The organism is Aeromonas sp. Marseille-Q7275, from assembly GCF_965119515.1.
On record NZ_CBCPLW010000027.1, the window covers coordinates 44,660 to 60,120 of the forward strand.

Below are 15,461 nucleotides of genomic sequence, written 5' to 3' on the forward strand. Positions count from 1 at the left end.
GATGCGCCCTTCTGCATTGTCAGGCTTGTGGCTCGGCTGTCTTGCGGTAGCGCTTGCCGTATTTGAGTTGCTGGATCAGCAGGGCGGCGACGATCAGCGCCAGCCCTATGGGAGTAGCCGGGTGGATGCTCTCGCCGATCAACAGGTTGAGCAGCACCAGCGAAGCAAACGGCGAGATGAAGATAAGGTTGCTGATGGGGGCGGTGTTGGTTGCGTGGCGCAGGGCCATCAGCCAGAGCACGAAGCCGAAGCCCATCTCGAACAGCCCCACATAGATGGCACCGAGCCAGCCCTGCCAGGCGGTCATGGCAAAGTCGGCGAGCAGCCAGGTCGCCACCACGATGAAAGGCAGGCTGATGAGGAAGCCGAGCAGCAGGCTGACGATGGGATCCCCCTGATTGCGGGTATTGAGGATCCAGTAGCCCGCCCAGATGAGGGTCGAGACCAGGGCCAGCGTCACGCCGAGCGGGCTGTCGAATTGCAGGCCGAACACATCCCCCCTGGTGGCGATCACCAGGGCGCCGAAGTAGCCCAGCACTATGGCCACGCCGTCACGGCGACGGAGCTTCTGGCCGAGGAAGGGGACGGCCAGCAAGCTCAAGGTGATGGCCCAGGTGTAGTTGAGGGTCTGGGCCTGCTGGGCCGGCAGCAGATCATAGGCCTTGAACAGCAGCAGATAGTAGAGGAAGGGGTTCAACACTCCCAGGGCCAGATAATAGAAAGGGCGGGCCCTGAGATAGCTCAGCAGCAGGGGCAGCTTGCCCTGGATCGCCACGATGGACCCCAGGGTCAGGGTCGAGGTGATGGCGGCGACCAGCAGCAGCTGCACCGGCTCGAAATAGGTGAGGGAGATCTTGAAGGCGGTGGCCACCGTCGACCAGAGGGCGACGGCGCAGAGTCCGTATTGATAGGCTTTCTTCTGATTCTTGAGCATCGGGGTCGTTCCGCTGACTGAGGCAAGGGGGCAGTCTATCAGCCTGTTTGCAACATTGTCGTTACCGCTTTGTGGCGGGCAGGGGAGCTATCGCCGGCGAGATCCATCCGCCACACAAAATTGCGCACAATCTGTCCGCCTTCTCTTGCGCGAATTGAAAAAATCCGTATAATCCCCTCCGCTTGCCCATGAGGCATGCCAGACGATATGTCTGCTTGCTGAGCTTCCCGTTTACGAGTCGCCAGCCATACAGTCCTCCCGATATGGGGGGAAACGTGAAAAATCGCACCTCTGGCGGGAGTATTCCCGGTCGGGCGGTGTTGATTTATGTTCTTTTATCTATTGGAGCTCTGTCAATGCAGAACCAAAGAATCCGTATCCGCCTGAAGGCTTTTGATCATCGCCTGATCGATCAATCCACTGCGGAAATCGTTGAAACTGCAAAGCGCACCGGCGCGCAGGTTCGCGGTCCTATTCCGCTGCCGACTCGCAAAGAGCGCTTCACCGTCCTGATCTCCCCGCACGTCAACAAAGATGCGCGTGATCAGTACGAGATCCGCACTCACAAGCGTCTGGTAGACATCGTTGAGCCGACTGACAAGACCGTAGACGCCCTGATGCGTCTGGATCTGGCAGCTGGTGTAGACGTCCAGATCAGCCTGGGTTAATTACGGAAAGAGGTTGATAACAATGACAATCGGTCTTGTAGGTCGCAAAGTGGGTATGACTCGCATCTTCACTGAAGATGGCGTTTCTATCCCGGTGACTGTTATCGAAGTTGAAGCTAACCGTGTAACTCAGGTCAAATCTGTAGAAACCGACGGCTACAACGCTATTCAGGTTACCACTGGCGCCAAAAAAGCCAGCCGTGTGACCAAGCCGGAAGCTGGCCACTTCGCCAAAGCTGGTGTAGAAGCCGGTCGCGGTCTGTGGGAATTCCGCCTGAACAACGGTGAAACTTTCACTGTTGGTAGCGAGCTGAAAGTAGATCTTCTCGCTGACGTTAAGCTGGTAGACGTTACCGGCACATCCAAGGGTAAAGGTTTTGCCGGTACTGTTAAGCGCTGGAACTTCCGCACCCAGGATATGACCCACGGTAACTCCCTGTCCCACCGTGTACCTGGCTCCATCGGTCAAAACCAGACCCCGGGCCGTGTATTCAAGGGCAAAAAGATGGCTGGTCACATGGGTGCTGAGCGTGTAACGACTCAGAACCTGGAACTGGTTCGTGTTGACGCTGAACGCAACCTGCTGCTCATCAAAGGCGCAGTACCGGGTGCAACCAACGGCAACGTGATCGTCAAACCTGCCGTCAAAGCGTAACGTCTGAGGAGATAGTAATGGAATTGGTAATGAAAGACGCCAAGAGCGCTCTTGAAGTTTCCGAGACTACCTTCGGGCGCGAATTCAACGAAGCTCTGGTTCACCAGGTCGTCGTTGCATATGCCGCTGGTGCCCGTCAGGGTACTCGTGCGCAGCTGACTCGCTCTGAAGTGTCTGGTGGCGGCAAAAAGCCGTGGCGTCAGAAGGGTACTGGTCGTGCCCGTGCTGGCTCCATCCGTTCGCCCATCTGGCGTTCCGGTGGTGTGACCTTTGCTGCTAAGCCGCAAGATCACAGCCAGAAAGTAAACAAGAAGATGTACCGCGGCGCTATCCGTAGCATCCTGTCCGAGCTGGTACGTCAAGAGCGCCTGATCGTTGTCGAGAAATTCGGCATCGAAGCGCCGAAGACCAAAGAACTGATCGCCAAGCTGAAAGAAATGGAACTGACTGACGTTCTGATCGTGACTGCTGAAGTCGATGAGAACCTGTTCCTGGCTGCTCGCAACCTGTACAAGGTCGACGTGCGTGATGTTGCCGGTATCGACCCGGTCAGCCTGATCGCTTTCGACAAGATTCTGATGACTGCTGACGCAGTTAAGCAAATCGAGGAGATGCTGGCATGATCCGCGAAGAACGTCTGTTGAAAGTTCTGAAGGCTCCGCACATCTCTGAAAAGAGCACCATGGTCGCAGAAAAGCAGAACACTATCGTGTTCAAAGTTGCTGTTGATGCCACCAAGGCGGAAGTCAAAGCTGCAGTTGCGAAACTGTTCGAGGTCGAAGTTGAGACCGTCCGTACCCTGAACATGAAGGGTAAGACCAAGCGCTCAGGTGCGCGTGTAGGCCGTCGTTCCGATTGGAAAAAGGCTTATGTGACCCTGAAAGCTGGTCAGGACATCGACTTCATGGGCGCAGCCGAGTAAGAGGAGTTCTCAAAAATGGCAATCGTTAAGTGCAAGCCTACTTCTCCGGGCCGCCGCCACGTCGTCAAGATCGTCAACCAAGAGCTGTACAAGGGCAAGCCCTTCGCCGCTCTGCTGGACAGCAAAAGCAAGTCCGGTGGTCGTAACAACAACGGCCGTATCACTACCCGTCATATCGGTGGTGGTCACAAGCAACACTACCGTATCGTCGACTTCAAACGCGACAAAGACGGCATTCCGGCCAAAGTAGAGCGTCTGGAATACGATCCTAACCGTACCGCAAACATCGCCCTGGTGCTGTATGCAGACGGTGAGCGTCGTTACATCCTGGCTCCGAAAGGCCTGAAAGCAGGTGATGCTATCGCTTCTGGTGCTGATGCTGCGATCAAGGTAGGTAACTCCCTGCCGATGCGTAACATCCCGGTTGGTTCTACCGTTCACGCCGTAGAAATGAAGCCTGGTAAAGGTGCTCAGCTGGCTCGTTCCGCTGGTACTTTCATCCAGATTCTGGCTCGTGAAGGTAACTATGTAACTCTGCGTCTGCGTTCCGGCGAAGTACGTAAAGTTCTGGCCGAGTGCCGCGCCACCATTGGTGAAGTGGGTAACTCCGAGCACATGCTGCGTCAACTGGGTAAAGCCGGTGCAAACCGCTGGCGTGGTATTCGTCCGACCGTTCGCGGTATGGCGATGAACCCGGTTGATCACCCGCACGGTGGTGGTGAGGGTCGTAACAAGGGCATGCAGCCTGTGTCCCCATGGGGCCAGAAGGCTAAGGGCTTCAAGACCCGTAAGAACAAGCGTACCGACAAGTACATCGTACGTCGTCGTAACAAGTAATTGTTAACATAGAGGAATCACCATGCCACGTTCTCTCAAGAAGGGTCCATTTATTGACCTGCACTTGCTGAAGAAGGTAGAGAAAGCGGTGGAAAGCGGGGATAAAAAGCCGGTTAAGACCTGGTCCCGTCGTTCAATGATCATCCCGAACATGATCGGTTTGACCATCGCTGTCCATAATGGTCGTCAGCACGTTCCGGTTTTCGTTACCGAAGAAATGATCGGTCACAAACTGGGTGAATTCGCACCGACTCGTACTTATCGCGGCCATGCTGCTGATAAGAAGGCTAAGAAGCGCTAAGGGATAAATGATGGAAGCTATCGCTAAACACCGTTATGCCCGTACTTCTGCCCAGAAAGCTCGTCTGGTAGCCGATCAAGTACGTGGTCTGTCCGTAGACAAGGCTCTGAACATCCTGACCTTCAGCCCGAAAAAGGCTGCGGTTCTGGTGAAGAAAGTGCTGGAATCTGCCATTGCAAACGCTGAGCACAACGAAGGCGCCGACATCGACGCCCTGCGTGTTGCCACCATCATGGTAGACGAAGGTCCCTCCATGAAGCGCATCCGCCCGCGTGCCAAAGGTCGCGCGGATCGTATCCTCAAGCGTACCGCTCACATCACTGTAGTGGTATCCGACGCTAAGGCTGGGAGATAAGCAATGGGTCAGAAAGTACATCCTAATGGCATTCGCCTGGGTATTACCAAGCCTTGGAATTCTACCTGGTTCGCGAACACCAAAGACTTCGCTGACAACCTGTACAGCGATTTCCAAGTACGCCAGTTCCTGACCAAGGAGCTGAAAAACGCTTCCTTGTCCAAGATCACCATCGAGCGTCCGGCCAAGAGCATCCGTGTGACCATTCACACCGCTCGTCCGGGTGTCGTGATCGGCAAGAAAGGCGAAGACGTTGAGAAACTGCGCAAAGCTGTAGCCGCTATTGCTGGCGTGCCTGCTCAGATCAACATTTCCGAAGTCCGCAAGCCGGAGCTGGATGGCAAACTCGTTGCCGACAGCATCACTTCTCAGCTGGAACGTCGCGTAATGTTCCGTCGCGCTATGAAGCGCGCCGTACAGAACGCCATGCGCCTGGGTGCCAAGGGCATCAAAGTAGAAGTGTCCGGTCGTCTGGGCGGCGCTGAAATCGCGCGTACCGAATGGTACCGTGAAGGTCGTGTGCCTTTGCACACCCTGCGTGCCGACATCGACTACGCAACTTCTGAAGCCCACACCACTTACGGTGTGATCGGCGTCAAAGTTTGGATCTTCAAGGGCGAAGTTCTGGGCGGTCTGGCTGCTGTTAACGCTGCCGCTGCTCAAGAGCAAGCTCCTGCAAAGCCCAAGCGTGACAACAAGCGCCGCGCTGCTAAGTAAGGAGATTCGGTAAATGTTGCAACCTAAGCGTACTAAATTCCGCAAGACCCATAAGGGTCGTAACCGCGGTCTGGCCAACTCTGGTAACGAAGTATCCTTCGGTACCTTTGGCCTGAAGGCGACATCTCGTGGTCAACTGACTGCTCGTCAAATCGAAGCAGCCCGTCGTGCCATGACCCGTCACGTAAAGCGTCAAGGTAAGATCTGGATCCGTGTGTTCCCGGACAAGCCCATCACCGAAAAGCCCCTCGAAGTTCGTATGGGTAAAGGTAAGGGTAACGTGGAATATTGGGTCTGCCCGATCCAGCCTGGCAAGGTTCTGTACGAGATGGATGGTGTACCTGAGGCTCTGGCGCGTGAAGCGTTTGCCCTGGCCGCAGCTAAGCTGTCCGTTCAGACCACTTTCGTAATTAAGACGGTGATGTGATGAAAGCCCAAGATCTGCGTCAAAAGAGCGTCGAAGAACTGAACCAGGAGCTGCTGGGTCTGCTGCGTGAGCAATTCAACATGCGCATGCAAGCTTCCACCGGCCAACTGGCTCAGACTCACACTCTGAAACAAGTGCGTCGTGACGTCGCACGTATCAAGACTGTACTGACTGAGAAGGCAGGTGCGTAATGACTGACAAGATCCGTACTCTGCAAGGTCGTGTAATCAGCGACAAGATGGACAAGTCCATCACCGTCGCTATCGAGCGCAAGGTAAAGCACCCGATCTACGGTAAGATCATCAAGCGCACTACCAAGCTGCACGTACATGACGAGAACAACGAGTGTAAAGCTGGCGACCTCGTGGAAATCCGCGAATGCCGCCCGCTGTCCAAGACCAAGTCCTGGACCCTGGTTGCTGTCGTAGAAAAGGCCTAATTCGGTACTTTCTAGCCCAAACGGCCCCCCATAGGGGCCGTTTGTTTTTTAGGCTACCTTTTCAAAAATACCTGTGTTATAGTTTCGCGCCTTTTGAAGGCAGCCAGATCCCATCAGGGATAAGAAGTAAACAAAGCGGAGCACTAAGATGATCCAGATGCAAAGTATGCTGGGTGTTGCCGACAACTCCGGCGCTCGCAGTGTAATGTGTATTAAGGTTCTGGGTGGTTCGCACCGCCGTTATGCCGGCATCGGCGACATCATCAAGGTTTCCATCAAGGAAGCTATTCCTCGCGGTAAAGTGAAGAAAGGTGATGTGTATAACGCGGTGGTCGTACGCACCCGTAAAGGCGTTCGTCGTCCGGACGGCTCTGTCATCCGTTTCGACAACAATGCGGCTGTGTTGCTTAACAACAACCAACAGCCAATCGGTACTCGTATTTTTGGCCCGGTGACCCGTGAACTCCGTAATGAGAAGTTCATGAAGATTGTGTCCCTGGCACCCGAAGTACTGTAAGGAGTCGAACGATGGCAGCTAAAATCCGTCGCGAAGACGAAGTAATTGTTCTTACCGGCAAAGACAAGGGCAAGCGTGGCAAAGTCACTCAAGTCCTGATTGCAAAAGGTAAGGTAATCGTGGAAGGCATCAACCAGGTGAAGAAACACCAGAAGCCGGTACCCGCACTGGGTCAGGCTGGCGGTATCGTCACCAAAGAAGCCCCCATCGATGTATCTAACATCGCGCTGTTCAACTCTGCCACTGGCAAGGCTGACCGCGTTGGTTTCCGGATTGAAGACGGCAAGAAAGTCCGTTTCTTCAAATCCACCGGCGAACTTGTGAAGTAATTGGAGTTTAACGATGGCGAAACTGCATGATTACTACAAATCCGATGTAGTAAATGAACTGTCCAAGCAGTTCGGTTACAAGACTATCATGCAAGTCCCTCGGATCGAGAAAATCACCCTGAACATGGGTGTTGGTGAAGCGATCTCTGACAAGAAGTTGCTGGAAAATGCTGCTGCCGATATGGCTGCCATTTCCGGTCAGAAACCGCTGATCACCAAAGCACGCAAATCTGTTGCGGGCTTCAAGATTCGTGAAGGCTACCCGATAGGTTGTAAAGTAACCCTGCGTGGCGAGCGTATGTGGGAGTTCCTGGAACGGCTGATTTGCATCTCCGTACCGCGTATCCGTGACTTCCGTGGTCTGAACGCCAAGGCGTTCGATGGCCGTGGTAACTACTCCATGGGCGTGCGTGAGCAAATCATCTTCCCGGAAATCGACTATGACAAGGTCGATCGCGTCCGTGGTCTGGATATCACCATCACCACTTCCGCGAATACCGACGAAGAAGGCCGTGCTCTGCTGGCTGCCTTTAACTTCCCATTCCGCAAGTAAGGTTAGGGTTATGGCTAAAACATCCATGAAAGCACGTGAAGCAAAGCGTGCGAAGCTGGCAGCCAAGTTCGCGACCAAGCGTACCGAGCTGAAAGCTATCATCGTTGATATGAACGCTTCTGAAGAAGCGCGTTGGGATGCTGTCTTGCAACTGCAACAGCTGCCCCGTGATTCCAGTCCGTCCCGCCAGCGTAACCGTTGCAACATCACTGGTCGTCCGCACGGTTTCCTGCGGAAGTTTGGCCTCTCTCGCATCAAGGTGCGTGAGCATGCCATGAAGGGCGAAATTCCGGGCCTCAAAAAGGCCTCTTGGTAAGAATCTCGGGAGTTAGACTATGAGCATGCAAGATCCGATCGCGGATATGCTGACCCGCATCCGTAACGGTCAGGCGGCGAGCAAAGTTGCGGTTTCCATGCCTTCTTCCAAGCTGAAAGTGGCTATCGCCAAAGTGCTGAAGGAAGAAGGTTACATCGCTGGCTACAACGTAGCTGGTGACGTGAAGCCGGAACTGGAAATTGAATTGAAATATTTCCAGGGCAAGCCGGTTGTAGAACTGATCCAACGCGTGAGCCGTCCCGGCCTGCGTATTTACAAGCGCACTACTGATCTGCCGAAAGTCATGGGCGGTCTCGGTGTTGCTATCGTGTCCACGTCTAAAGGTGTGATGACCGACCGTGCTGCTCGCAAGGCAAGCATGGGTGGTGAGATCATCTGCTACGTCGCTTAATAGGAGGTCGGAAATGTCTCGCGTTGCTAAGGCACCCGTCACTATTCCTGCTGGCGTAGAGGTGACTCTGAACGGTCAGGAACTGTCCATCAAAGGTGGTAAAGGTTCTCTGGTTCGTTCCATCCACGCCGGTGTAGAAGTGACCAAAGAAGACAATGTACTGAAGTTCGCCCCGCGCGACGGCATCGCTGGTGCTGACGCTCAGGCCGGTACTGCCCGTGCATTGGTCAACAACATGGTAGTCGGTGTTACCCAAGGCTTCGAGCGCAAGCTGCAGCTGGTTGGTGTAGGTTACAAAGCCTCCATCAAGGGCAATGCTGTCGCGCTGGCTCTGGGCTTCTCTCACCCGGTTGAGCATGCGCTGCCGGCTGGTGTCACCGCTGAATGTCCGTCCGCCACAGAGATCATTCTGCGTGGTGTGGACAAGCAGCTGGTTGGCCAAGTCGCCGCCGATATCCGTGCTTACCGCGCTCCGGAGCCCTACAAGGGCAAGGGTGTACGCTATGCCAACGAGCAAGTGCGTACTAAAGAAGCTAAGAAGAAGTAAGGTAACACTATGGACAAGAAAGCAGCTCGTCTCCGTCGTGCTACTCGTGCTCGGAAAAAGATGCAGGAACTGGGAGCTACCCGTCTGGTTGTTCACCGTACCCCGCGTCATATCTATGCGCAGGTTATCGCAGCCAACGGTTCCGAAGTTCTGGCCTCTGCTTCTACAGTAGAGAAAGCCATCAGTGAAGCTATTAAATACACCGGTAACGCAGATGCTGCTACCGCTGTAGGTAAAGCAATCGCTGAGCGTGCTATTGCCAAAGGCGTTCAGAACGTATCTTTCGATCGTTCCGGTTTCAAGTATCACGGTCGTGTAGCCGCTCTGGCTGCCGCTGCTCGTGACGCTGGTCTTCAGTTCTAAGCTAGGAGTCGAAGATGGCTAAAGTCGAATCTCAAGCCGGCGAACTGCAAGAAAAGCTGATTGCAGTAAACCGTGTTTCGAAAACTGTTAAAGGTGGTCGTATCATGTCCTTCACCGCGTTGACCGTGGTGGGTGATGGTAACGGCCGTGTAGGTTACGGTTACGGTAAAGCCCGTGAAGTTCCGGCTGCCATTCAAAAGGCAATGGAACAGGCTAAGCGTAACCTGAACAAGGTTGAGCTGAACAACGGCACTCTGCACCACCCGGTGCGCGGTGTTCACTCCGGTTCCACCGTGTTCATGAAGCCGGCCTCACAAGGTACTGGTATCATTGCAGGCGGCGCCATGCGTGCTGTGCTGGAAGTTGCCGGTATCCACAACGTGCTGGCTAAGACCTACGGTTCCACCAACCCAATCAACGTTGTTCGCGCAACTGTAGACGCTCTGGTTCACGGTCAATCACCGGAACAGATCGCTGCTAAGCGTGGTCTGCGCGTTGAAGAAATTCTGGGGTAATGCGACATGGCTAACACTGTAAAAGTAACTCAAACTCGCAGCTCTATCGGCCGTCTGCCAAAGCATAAGGCGACTCTGCGTGGTCTGGGTCTGCGTCGCATTGGTCACACCGTTGAGCTGGAAGATACTCCCTGCGTACGCGGCATGATCAACCAGGTTTATTACATGGTTAAGGTGGAGGGCTAAGCATGCGTCTGAATACTCTGTCTCCGGCCGCTGGTTCCAAGCGTGTTAAGCACCGTCCGGGCCGTGGTATCGGTTCTGGTCTGGGCAAGACCGGTGGTCGTGGTGTGAAAGGTCAAACTTCTCGTTCCGGTGGCGGTAAAGTCCGCAACGGTTTCGAGGGTGGCCAGATGCCTTTGAAAATCCGTCTGCCGAAGTTCGGTTTCTTCTCTCGCAAATCTTTGGTTTCTGCCGAAGTGCGCCTGAACGAAATCGCCCTGGTAGAAGGTGATGTGGTCGATCTGAGCACTCTGAAGCAAGCCGGTGTTGTTACCAAGAACATCGTTTTCGCTAAAGTTGTTCTGTCTGGCAACATTGACCGTGCTGTGACCGTTCGTGGTCTGTCCGTCACCAAAGGTGCACGCGCAGCCATCGAGGCCGCTGGCGGTAAAATCGAGGAATAATCAGTACAATGGCTAAGAAACCAGGATTGGATGTTAAAGCACAAGGTGGTCTGAGTGAACTGAAGAGCCGTCTGCTCTTCGTTCTCGGGGCAATTATCGTGTTCCGCGCAGGCTCTTATGTGCCGATTCCTGGTATTGACGCCGCCGTACTGGCCGAGTTGTTCCAACAACAGAAGGGCACCATCATTGAGATGTTCAACATGTTCAGTGGTGGTGCACTCTCGCGTGCTTCTATTCTTGCGCTGGGGATCATGCCGTACATTTCGGCGTCGATCATTATCCAGCTGCTGACTGTGGTTCATCCTGCTCTTGCTGAACTCAAGAAAGAGGGTGAATCTGGCCGTCGCAAGATTAGCCAATATACCCGTTGGGGCACGCTGGTTTTGGGAACGTTCCAGGCCATTGGTATTGCAACCGGTCTGCCGAATATGATGCAAGGACTCGTGACTCATCCGGGTTTGGGCTTCTATTTCACGGCCGTTGTGAGTCTGGTCACCGGTACCATGTTCTTGATGTGGTTGGGTGAACAGATTACCGAGCGTGGGATTGGTAATGGTATCTCGCTGATTATTTTCACGGGTATCGTTGCTGGTCTGCCTCATGCCATTGGCGCTACGGCCGAACAGGCACGTCAAGGGGAATTGCACATCCTGCTGTTGTTGTTGCTGGGCTTGATTGTTTTCGCAGTGACTTACTTTGTGGTGTTCGTGGAGCGTGGTCAGCGTCGTATCGTCGTTAACTATGCCAAGCGTCAACAAGGCCGCCAGGTATTCGCCGCGCAAAGCACACACCTGCCGTTGAAAGTGAATATGGCCGGTGTGATTCCTGCGATTTTCGCATCCAGCATCATCCTCTTCCCAGGGACCATTACCTCTTGGTTTGGTCAGGGTGAGGGCAAGGTGGCTGATGTCCTGCAACAGGTCTCTATGGTCCTGCAGCCGGGTCAACCCTTGTATGAGATGCTCTATGCAGCAGCCATTATCTTCTTCTGCTTCTTCTATACCGCGCTGGTGTTCAACCCCCGCGAGACAGCAGATAATCTGAAGAAGAGTGGAGCCTTTATCCCGGGGATCCGCCCGGGCGAGCAGACAGCACGTTACATCGATAAGGTTATGACTCGCCTGACATTGGCAGGTGCGCTCTATATAACCTTTATCTGTCTGGTACCCCAGTTCTTGATGACTGCCTGGAACGTACAGTTCTACTTCGGTGGCACTTCGCTGCTGATTATCGTGGTAGTTATCATGGACTTCATGGCTCAGGTTCAGACCCATATGATGTCTCATCAATATGGCGACGTCCTGAGGAAGGCCAACCTGAAGGGCTACGGCCGCTAAAGGTCGGCGTAGTTACGGAGTTAAGCAATGAAAGTTCGTGCTTCCGTTAAGGCAATCTGCCGTAACTGCAAAATCATCAAGCGTCACGGTGTGGTGCGTGTGATTTGCAGCGAGCCAAAGCATAAACAGCGCCAAGGCTAATTTTTTACGGTTAGTACTTGCAACAAATAGTTGTGCTGGCTAATATAGCCAGCCAACTTTTGTTGTGTATTGGTTGACCGCCACGTATCCGCTCACGGGCTTTGTGGTGGTCGTTATCTACTATATGTAGGAGTGAATAGTGGCCCGTATCGCTGGCATTAACATTCCTGACCATAAGCATGCAGTCATTGCGTTGACTGCGATTTATGGCGTCGGTCGTACCCGCTCCAAGGCCATCTGTGCCGCAGCCGGTATCGCTGAGAATGTGAAAATTAAAGACCTGGACGAAGCTCAGATCGAGAGTCTGCGTGAACAAGTAGGTAAATTCACCGTTGAAGGTGACCTGCGTCGTCAGATTTCCATGAACATCAAGCGATTGATGGATCTGGGTTGCTACCGTGGTTTGCGTCACCGTCGTAGCCTGCCTGTTCGTGGTCAACGTACCAAGACCAACGCTCGTACCCGTAAGGGTCCGCGCAAGGCTATCAAGAAGTAACGGGAAGGTAGAAAATGGCTAAAACTCCGACTCGTGCTCGCAAGCGCGTTAAAAAGCAAGTGAGCGACGGTATTGCGCACGTTCATGCATCTTTCAACAACACAATCGTGACCATTACTGACCGTCAGGGCAATGCTCTGTCTTGGGCTACCTCTGGTGGTTCCGGTTTCCGTGGTTCCCGTAAGTCCACTCCGTTTGCTGCCCAGGTAGCTGCTGAGCGTGCTGGTGAGATCGCCAAAGAATACGGCGTGAAGAACCTGGAAGTCATGGTCAAAGGTCCGGGTCCCGGTCGTGAGTCTTCCATCCGCGCTCTGAACGCGGCTGGTTTCCGCATCACTAATATTACTGATGTGACTCCGATCCCGCACAACGGTTGTCGTCCTCCCAAGAAGCGCCGCGTATAACGCTGTAGCTACTTGGTCTAGGATTGTTGGAGAAAGAAGATGGCAAGATATATCGGTCCTAAGCTTAAGCTTAGCCGTCGTGAGGGCACCGACCTCTTCCTGAAGTCTGGTGTTCGTGCGATTGATTCTAAGTGCAAGATTGACACCGTTCCTGGTCAACACGGTGCGCGTAAAGCGCGTCTGTCCGACTATGGCGTGCAACTGCGCGAGAAACAAAAAGTACGTCGTATCTACGGCGTATTGGAAAAACAGTTCCGCAACTACTACCGCGACGCTGCCCGTCAAAAGGGTAACACCGGTGAAAACCTGTTGCAGCTGCTGGAAGGTCGTCTGGACAACGTCGTCTACCGCATGGGCTTCGGCGCCACTCGTGCTGAGTCTCGTCAGCTGGTGAGCCACAAAGCCATCATGGTAAACGGCCGCGTTGTGAATGTTCCTTCTTTCCAGGTATCCCCTGAGGACGTGATCTGCGTTCGCGAGAAGGCTAAGAAGCAAGCGCGTATCAAAGCTTCCCTGGAAGTTGCTGGTCAGCGCGAGAAGCCGACTTGGGTAGAGGTTGACGCTGCTAAGATGGAAGGTGCCTTCAAGCGCCTGCCAGAGCGTTCCGACCTGTCTGCCGACATTAACGAACAGCTGATCGTCGAGCTTTACTCCAAGTAAAGCTAGCTTCTAAAGAGAGGACACAATGCTGGGTTCTGTAACAGATTTTCTTAAACCGCGGCTAGTTGACATCGAGCAAGTTAGCCCGACTCACGCGAAAGTGACTCTCGAGCCGCTTGAGCGTGGCTTTGGTCACACGCTGGGTAATGCCCTGCGTCGTATTTTGCTGTCATCTATGCCCGGTTGTGCAGTTACTGAAGTCGAGATCGACGGAGTACTGCACGAGTACAGCAGCAAAGAAGGTGTACAGGAAGACATTCTTGAAATCCTGCTCAACCTGAAAGGTATCGCTGTGAAGCTGGAAGGCAAGGACGAGGTAACTCTGTCCCTGACCAAGTCTGGAACAGGCCCCGTTACCGCTGGTGATATCACTCACGGTGATGAAGTCGAGATCGTAAACCCGGAGCACGTAATCTGCCACCTGACAGGCGCCAATGCTGAGATCAGCATGCGTCTGAAAGTTCAGCGCGGTCGTGGTTATGTGCCTGCTTCTGCTCGTGTTCACAACGATGATGAAGAGCGTCCTATTGGTCGCCTGCTGCTGGACTCCGCGTTCAGCCCCATCGTTCGCATCGCCTACAATGTTGAGGCGGCACGTGTGGAACAGCGCACCGACTTGGACAAGCTGGTTATCGACATGGAGACCAATGGTACTCTGGATCCGGAAGAAGCCATTCGCCGTTCTGCCACTATTTTGGCCGAGCAGCTGGAAGCCTTCGTGGATCTGCGCGATGTCAGCGTGCCCGAGAAGAAAGAAGAGAAACCCGAGTTTGATCCGATTCTGCTGCGTCCTGTCGATGATTTGGAGCTGACAGTTCGTTCAGCGAACTGTCTGAAGGCAGAAGCTATCCACTATATTGGTGATCTGGTACAGCGTACCGAAGTTGAGTTGCTTAAAACTCCTAACCTCGGTAAGAAGTCCCTGACTGAGATCAAGGACGTGTTGGCCTCCCGTGGTCTGTCTCTTGGCATGCGCCTTGAGAACTGGCCGCCCGCCAGCATCGCTGACGAGTAATCCAGATTACGGGTTTCACAGATTTAGTTAGAAGGATAAGGTCATGCGCCATCGTTTGAGTGGTCGTCAACTGAACCGGAACAGCAGCCATCGTCAGGCTATGTTCCGCAACATGGCCAGCTCCCTGGTTCGTCATGAGATCATCAAGACGACTCTGCCTAAGGCAAAAGAGCTGCGTCGTGTAGTTGAACCGCTGATCACCCTTGCCAAGACTGATAGCGTTGCTAATCGTCGCCTGGCATTTGCCCGTACTCGCGATAACGCGATCGTGGCTAAGCTGTTCAATGAACTGGGCCCGCGCTACCTGGAGCGCGCCGGCGGCTATACTCGCATTCTGAAATGCGGTTTCCGTGCAGGCGACAACGCCCCTATGGCTTACATTGAGCTGGTAGACCGCCCGGCCGCTGCTGAAGCAGCTGCTGAGTGATAAAGAAAAAGCCGGGCTTGTCCCGGCTTTTCTTTTAATGGATTCTGATACTGCCTCAACTGCCTCAACTGCCTCAACTGCCTCAACTGCCTCAACTGCCTCAACTGCCTCAACTGCCTCAACTGCCTCAACTGCCTCAACTGCCTCAACTGCCTCAACTGTACTGTGGCTATTAACCTAGCCCTTCGTCTGCTTCTTCCTTATATAGGTATTCCTCTTCTGCGAGGCGAGCCTTCATTTACCTGGTGCAGGGGTGTAAGTACCAACAAGATGCAGAGACCTATACAAGGAACGCTACCAACTTGCTCCTAACTTAGGTTCATTTTGTGGATAAGTTTGTATAAAAGCTGTGCTTGGTTATGAATAACTAAAAAATTGCCATTTTTTGCAATTTTATTGCCTTGAGGGGCTTGCCAGAAAGTTTCAGCTCCCTATAATGCGCCTCCATCGACAGGGCAAGCGGCAACGCAAAGAACCCGGTCGATAACCTCGAAAAGCCTTTGAAAATAAGGCTTGACTCGAGAAGGCGGTTGAGTAGAATTCCACTT

The 15,461-nt window shown here is 53.7% G+C and carries 30 protein-coding genes; 28 read left to right on the forward strand and 2 right to left on the reverse strand.

The genetic code is table 11. The features are described 5' to 3' along the window. Window positions 1-19: 19 nt before the first annotated feature. Window positions 20-934 (reverse strand): DMT family transporter, encoded by a 915-nt coding sequence (locus ACWPWQ_RS19550; protein ID WP_454010575.1) that lies wholly within the window; start codon window positions 932-934, stop codon window positions 20-22. A gap of 356 nt (window positions 935-1,290) precedes the next feature. Between ACWPWQ_RS19550 and rpsJ the strand changes: the two genes are divergently transcribed. The 28 genes from rpsJ to rplQ all read left to right on the forward strand — a co-directional run bounded on the left by rpsJ (window position 1,291) and on the right by rplQ (window position 14,913). After that, window positions 1,291-1,602, forward strand: coding sequence for a 30S ribosomal protein S10 (rpsJ, locus tag ACWPWQ_RS19555; RefSeq protein WP_005307944.1), 312 nt, complete (start codon window positions 1,291-1,293; stop codon window positions 1,600-1,602). Between the two features lie 22 nt (window positions 1,603-1,624). Beyond that, window positions 1,625-2,257, forward strand: a complete 633-nt coding sequence (rplC, locus tag ACWPWQ_RS19560; protein ID WP_010672559.1) for a 50S ribosomal protein L3 — start codon at window positions 1,625-1,627, stop codon at window positions 2,255-2,257. 17 nt (window positions 2,258-2,274) lie between these two features. Next, window positions 2,275-2,880, forward strand: a complete 606-nt coding sequence (rplD, locus tag ACWPWQ_RS19565; protein ID WP_025325386.1) for a 50S ribosomal protein L4 — start codon at window positions 2,275-2,277, stop codon at window positions 2,878-2,880. After that, entirely contained in the window at window positions 2,877-3,179 is a 303-nt protein-coding gene (rplW, locus tag ACWPWQ_RS19570) for a 50S ribosomal protein L23 (RefSeq protein ID WP_005331199.1), read from the forward strand. The genes rplD and rplW overlap by 4 nt, the downstream gene beginning before the upstream one ends. Before the next feature lie 15 nt (window positions 3,180-3,194). Continuing rightward, a complete protein-coding gene (gene rplB, locus ACWPWQ_RS19575; protein WP_005331177.1) occupies window positions 3,195-4,016 on the forward strand; it encodes a 50S ribosomal protein L2 in 822 nt (273 codons plus the stop codon). 22 nt (window positions 4,017-4,038) lie between these two features. Next, window positions 4,039-4,317 carry a 30S ribosomal protein S19 gene (gene rpsS / locus ACWPWQ_RS19580; protein WP_005307960.1) on the forward strand — a complete coding sequence of 93 codons (279 nt, stop codon included), beginning with the start codon at window positions 4,039-4,041 and terminating at the stop codon, window positions 4,315-4,317. Window positions 4,318-4,327: 10 nt separating this feature from the next. Further along, window positions 4,328-4,672, forward strand: coding sequence for a 50S ribosomal protein L22 (gene rplV / locus ACWPWQ_RS19585; RefSeq protein WP_005319741.1), 345 nt, complete (start codon window positions 4,328-4,330; stop codon window positions 4,670-4,672). Window positions 4,673-4,675: 3 nt separating this feature from the next. Continuing rightward, window positions 4,676-5,389: a 30S ribosomal protein S3 gene (rpsC, locus tag ACWPWQ_RS19590; protein ID WP_005331168.1), complete on the forward strand. Its 714-nt coding sequence runs from the start codon at window positions 4,676-4,678 to the stop codon at window positions 5,387-5,389. A 13-nt stretch (window positions 5,390-5,402) separates the two neighbouring features. Continuing rightward, window positions 5,403-5,816 carry a 50S ribosomal protein L16 gene (gene rplP, locus ACWPWQ_RS19595; protein ID WP_005307963.1) on the forward strand — a complete coding sequence of 138 codons (414 nt, stop codon included), beginning with the start codon at window positions 5,403-5,405 and terminating at the stop codon, window positions 5,814-5,816. Beyond that, on the forward strand, window positions 5,816-6,007 hold the full coding sequence (gene rpmC / locus ACWPWQ_RS19600; RefSeq protein WP_005307965.1) for a 50S ribosomal protein L29: 192 nt from the start codon (window positions 5,816-5,818) through the stop codon (window positions 6,005-6,007). Before rplP ends, rpmC begins: the two co-directional genes overlap by 1 nt. Continuing rightward, window positions 6,007-6,255 (forward strand): 30S ribosomal protein S17, encoded by a 249-nt coding sequence (gene rpsQ, locus ACWPWQ_RS19605; RefSeq protein WP_005307966.1) that lies wholly within the window; start codon window positions 6,007-6,009, stop codon window positions 6,253-6,255. The genes rpmC and rpsQ overlap by 1 nt, the downstream gene beginning before the upstream one ends. A 148-nt stretch (window positions 6,256-6,403) precedes the next feature. Next, entirely contained in the window at window positions 6,404-6,772 is a 369-nt protein-coding gene (gene rplN, locus ACWPWQ_RS19610) for a 50S ribosomal protein L14 (RefSeq protein WP_005307975.1), read from the forward strand. A gap of 11 nt (window positions 6,773-6,783) precedes the next feature. After that, window positions 6,784-7,101 (forward strand): 50S ribosomal protein L24, encoded by a 318-nt coding sequence (gene rplX, locus ACWPWQ_RS19615; RefSeq protein ID WP_025325387.1) that lies wholly within the window; start codon window positions 6,784-6,786, stop codon window positions 7,099-7,101. Between the two features lie 13 nt (window positions 7,102-7,114). Beyond that, window positions 7,115-7,654 carry a 50S ribosomal protein L5 gene (gene rplE, locus ACWPWQ_RS19620; RefSeq protein ID WP_005331162.1) on the forward strand — a complete coding sequence of 180 codons (540 nt, stop codon included), beginning with the start codon at window positions 7,115-7,117 and terminating at the stop codon, window positions 7,652-7,654. Between the two features lie 10 nt (window positions 7,655-7,664). Next, window positions 7,665-7,970 (forward strand): 30S ribosomal protein S14, encoded by a 306-nt coding sequence (gene rpsN / locus ACWPWQ_RS19625; protein ID WP_005331161.1) that lies wholly within the window; start codon window positions 7,665-7,667, stop codon window positions 7,968-7,970. A 19-nt stretch (window positions 7,971-7,989) separates the two neighbouring features. Next, window positions 7,990-8,382: a 30S ribosomal protein S8 gene (gene rpsH, locus ACWPWQ_RS19630; protein ID WP_010672564.1), complete on the forward strand. Its 393-nt coding sequence runs from the start codon at window positions 7,990-7,992 to the stop codon at window positions 8,380-8,382. Window positions 8,383-8,395: 13 nt separating this feature from the next. Further along, window positions 8,396-8,929: a 50S ribosomal protein L6 gene (rplF, locus tag ACWPWQ_RS19635; protein WP_139437709.1), complete on the forward strand. Its 534-nt coding sequence runs from the start codon at window positions 8,396-8,398 to the stop codon at window positions 8,927-8,929. Window positions 8,930-8,938: 9 nt separating this feature from the next. After that, the gene (rplR, locus tag ACWPWQ_RS19640) at window positions 8,939-9,292 is read left to right on the forward strand and encodes a 50S ribosomal protein L18 (RefSeq protein WP_025325389.1); all 354 of its coding nucleotides are present in this window, start codon (window positions 8,939-8,941) and stop codon (window positions 9,290-9,292) included. A 14-nt stretch (window positions 9,293-9,306) separates the two neighbouring features. Further along, the gene (gene rpsE / locus ACWPWQ_RS19645; protein ID WP_005340605.1) at window positions 9,307-9,807 is read left to right on the forward strand and encodes a 30S ribosomal protein S5; all 501 of its coding nucleotides are present in this window, start codon (window positions 9,307-9,309) and stop codon (window positions 9,805-9,807) included. Between the two features lie 6 nt (window positions 9,808-9,813). After that, window positions 9,814-9,993 (forward strand): 50S ribosomal protein L30, encoded by a 180-nt coding sequence (gene rpmD / locus ACWPWQ_RS19650; RefSeq protein ID WP_005307985.1) that lies wholly within the window; start codon window positions 9,814-9,816, stop codon window positions 9,991-9,993. A 2-nt stretch (window positions 9,994-9,995) separates the two neighbouring features. After that, window positions 9,996-10,433 carry a 50S ribosomal protein L15 gene (rplO, locus tag ACWPWQ_RS19655; RefSeq protein WP_025325390.1) on the forward strand — a complete coding sequence of 146 codons (438 nt, stop codon included), beginning with the start codon at window positions 9,996-9,998 and terminating at the stop codon, window positions 10,431-10,433. An 8-nt stretch (window positions 10,434-10,441) separates the two neighbouring features. Then, a complete protein-coding gene (secY, locus tag ACWPWQ_RS19660) occupies window positions 10,442-11,770 on the forward strand; it encodes a preprotein translocase subunit SecY (protein ID WP_042652867.1) in 1,329 nt (442 codons plus the stop codon). Window positions 11,771-11,797: 27 nt separating this feature from the next. After that, window positions 11,798-11,911, forward strand: a complete 114-nt coding sequence (gene rpmJ, locus ACWPWQ_RS19665) for a 50S ribosomal protein L36 (RefSeq protein ID WP_005319705.1) — start codon at window positions 11,798-11,800, stop codon at window positions 11,909-11,911. 139 nt (window positions 11,912-12,050) lie between these two features. After that, a complete protein-coding gene (gene rpsM / locus ACWPWQ_RS19670) occupies window positions 12,051-12,407 on the forward strand; it encodes a 30S ribosomal protein S13 (RefSeq protein WP_005307991.1) in 357 nt (118 codons plus the stop codon). Window positions 12,408-12,421: 14 nt separating this feature from the next. Further along, window positions 12,422-12,811 carry a 30S ribosomal protein S11 gene (rpsK, locus tag ACWPWQ_RS19675; RefSeq protein ID WP_005319702.1) on the forward strand — a complete coding sequence of 130 codons (390 nt, stop codon included), beginning with the start codon at window positions 12,422-12,424 and terminating at the stop codon, window positions 12,809-12,811. Window positions 12,812-12,850: 39 nt separating this feature from the next. Continuing rightward, a complete protein-coding gene (rpsD, locus tag ACWPWQ_RS19680) occupies window positions 12,851-13,471 on the forward strand; it encodes a 30S ribosomal protein S4 (RefSeq protein ID WP_010672568.1) in 621 nt (206 codons plus the stop codon). A 25-nt stretch (window positions 13,472-13,496) separates the two neighbouring features. After that, entirely contained in the window at window positions 13,497-14,486 is a 990-nt protein-coding gene (locus ACWPWQ_RS19685; protein WP_005307997.1) for a DNA-directed RNA polymerase subunit alpha, read from the forward strand. Window positions 14,487-14,529: 43 nt separating this feature from the next. Next, window positions 14,530-14,913, forward strand: a complete 384-nt coding sequence (gene rplQ / locus ACWPWQ_RS19690) for a 50S ribosomal protein L17 (protein WP_005307999.1) — start codon at window positions 14,530-14,532, stop codon at window positions 14,911-14,913. Window positions 14,914-15,280: 367 nt separating this feature from the next. On the opposite strand, the gene ACWPWQ_RS19695 is transcribed toward rplQ, so the two are convergent. Next, window positions 15,281-15,461 (reverse strand): hypothetical protein (locus ACWPWQ_RS19695; protein ID WP_454010576.1); only part of this gene is annotated, 181 nt, incomplete at its 5' end.

Bases quoted from the DNA above. Each gene is read 5' to 3' on its own strand.
- rplW (WP_005331199.1), top strand. From the start codon at position 2,877: ATGATCCGCGAAGAACGTCTGTTGAAAGTTCTGAAGGCTCCGCACATC.
- rplD (WP_025325386.1), top strand. From the start codon at position 2,275: ATGGAATTGGTAATGAAAGACGCCAAGAGCGCTCTTGAAGTTTCCGAG.
- ACWPWQ_RS19550 (WP_454010575.1), bottom strand. From the start codon at position 934: ATGCTCAAGAATCAGAAGAAAGCCTATCAATACGGACTCTGCGCCGTC.
- rplE (WP_005331162.1), top strand. From the start codon at position 7,115: ATGGCGAAACTGCATGATTACTACAAATCCGATGTAGTAAATGAACTG.
- rplN (WP_005307975.1), top strand. From the start codon at position 6,404: ATGATCCAGATGCAAAGTATGCTGGGTGTTGCCGACAACTCCGGCGCT.
- rpsQ (WP_005307966.1), top strand. From the start codon at position 6,007: ATGACTGACAAGATCCGTACTCTGCAAGGTCGTGTAATCAGCGACAAG.
- rpsS (WP_005307960.1), top strand. From the start codon at position 4,039: ATGCCACGTTCTCTCAAGAAGGGTCCATTTATTGACCTGCACTTGCTG.
- rpmC (WP_005307965.1), top strand. From the start codon at position 5,816: ATGAAAGCCCAAGATCTGCGTCAAAAGAGCGTCGAAGAACTGAACCAG.
- rpmJ (WP_005319705.1), top strand. From the start codon at position 11,798: ATGAAAGTTCGTGCTTCCGTTAAGGCAATCTGCCGTAACTGCAAAATC.
- rplR (WP_025325389.1), top strand. From the start codon at position 8,939: ATGGACAAGAAAGCAGCTCGTCTCCGTCGTGCTACTCGTGCTCGGAAA.
- rpsD (WP_010672568.1), top strand. From the start codon at position 12,851: ATGGCAAGATATATCGGTCCTAAGCTTAAGCTTAGCCGTCGTGAGGGC.
- rplO (WP_025325390.1), top strand. From the start codon at position 9,996: ATGCGTCTGAATACTCTGTCTCCGGCCGCTGGTTCCAAGCGTGTTAAG.
- rplQ (WP_005307999.1), top strand. From the start codon at position 14,530: ATGCGCCATCGTTTGAGTGGTCGTCAACTGAACCGGAACAGCAGCCAT.
- rplV (WP_005319741.1), top strand. From the start codon at position 4,328: ATGGAAGCTATCGCTAAACACCGTTATGCCCGTACTTCTGCCCAGAAA.
- rpsN (WP_005331161.1), top strand. From the start codon at position 7,665: ATGGCTAAAACATCCATGAAAGCACGTGAAGCAAAGCGTGCGAAGCTG.
- rpsK (WP_005319702.1), top strand. From the start codon at position 12,422: ATGGCTAAAACTCCGACTCGTGCTCGCAAGCGCGTTAAAAAGCAAGTG.
- rpsH (WP_010672564.1), top strand. From the start codon at position 7,990: ATGAGCATGCAAGATCCGATCGCGGATATGCTGACCCGCATCCGTAAC.
- ACWPWQ_RS19685 (WP_005307997.1), top strand. From the start codon at position 13,497: ATGCTGGGTTCTGTAACAGATTTTCTTAAACCGCGGCTAGTTGACATC.
- rpsE (WP_005340605.1), top strand. From the start codon at position 9,307: ATGGCTAAAGTCGAATCTCAAGCCGGCGAACTGCAAGAAAAGCTGATT.
- rpmD (WP_005307985.1), top strand. From the start codon at position 9,814: ATGGCTAACACTGTAAAAGTAACTCAAACTCGCAGCTCTATCGGCCGT.
- rplB (WP_005331177.1), top strand. From the start codon at position 3,195: ATGGCAATCGTTAAGTGCAAGCCTACTTCTCCGGGCCGCCGCCACGTC.
- rplP (WP_005307963.1), top strand. From the start codon at position 5,403: ATGTTGCAACCTAAGCGTACTAAATTCCGCAAGACCCATAAGGGTCGT.
- rpsC (WP_005331168.1), top strand. From the start codon at position 4,676: ATGGGTCAGAAAGTACATCCTAATGGCATTCGCCTGGGTATTACCAAG.
- rplX (WP_025325387.1), top strand. From the start codon at position 6,784: ATGGCAGCTAAAATCCGTCGCGAAGACGAAGTAATTGTTCTTACCGGC.
- rpsJ (WP_005307944.1), top strand. From the start codon at position 1,291: ATGCAGAACCAAAGAATCCGTATCCGCCTGAAGGCTTTTGATCATCGC.
- rplC (WP_010672559.1), top strand. From the start codon at position 1,625: ATGACAATCGGTCTTGTAGGTCGCAAAGTGGGTATGACTCGCATCTTC.
- secY (WP_042652867.1), top strand. From the start codon at position 10,442: ATGGCTAAGAAACCAGGATTGGATGTTAAAGCACAAGGTGGTCTGAGT.
- rplF (WP_139437709.1), top strand. From the start codon at position 8,396: ATGTCTCGCGTTGCTAAGGCACCCGTCACTATTCCTGCTGGCGTAGAG.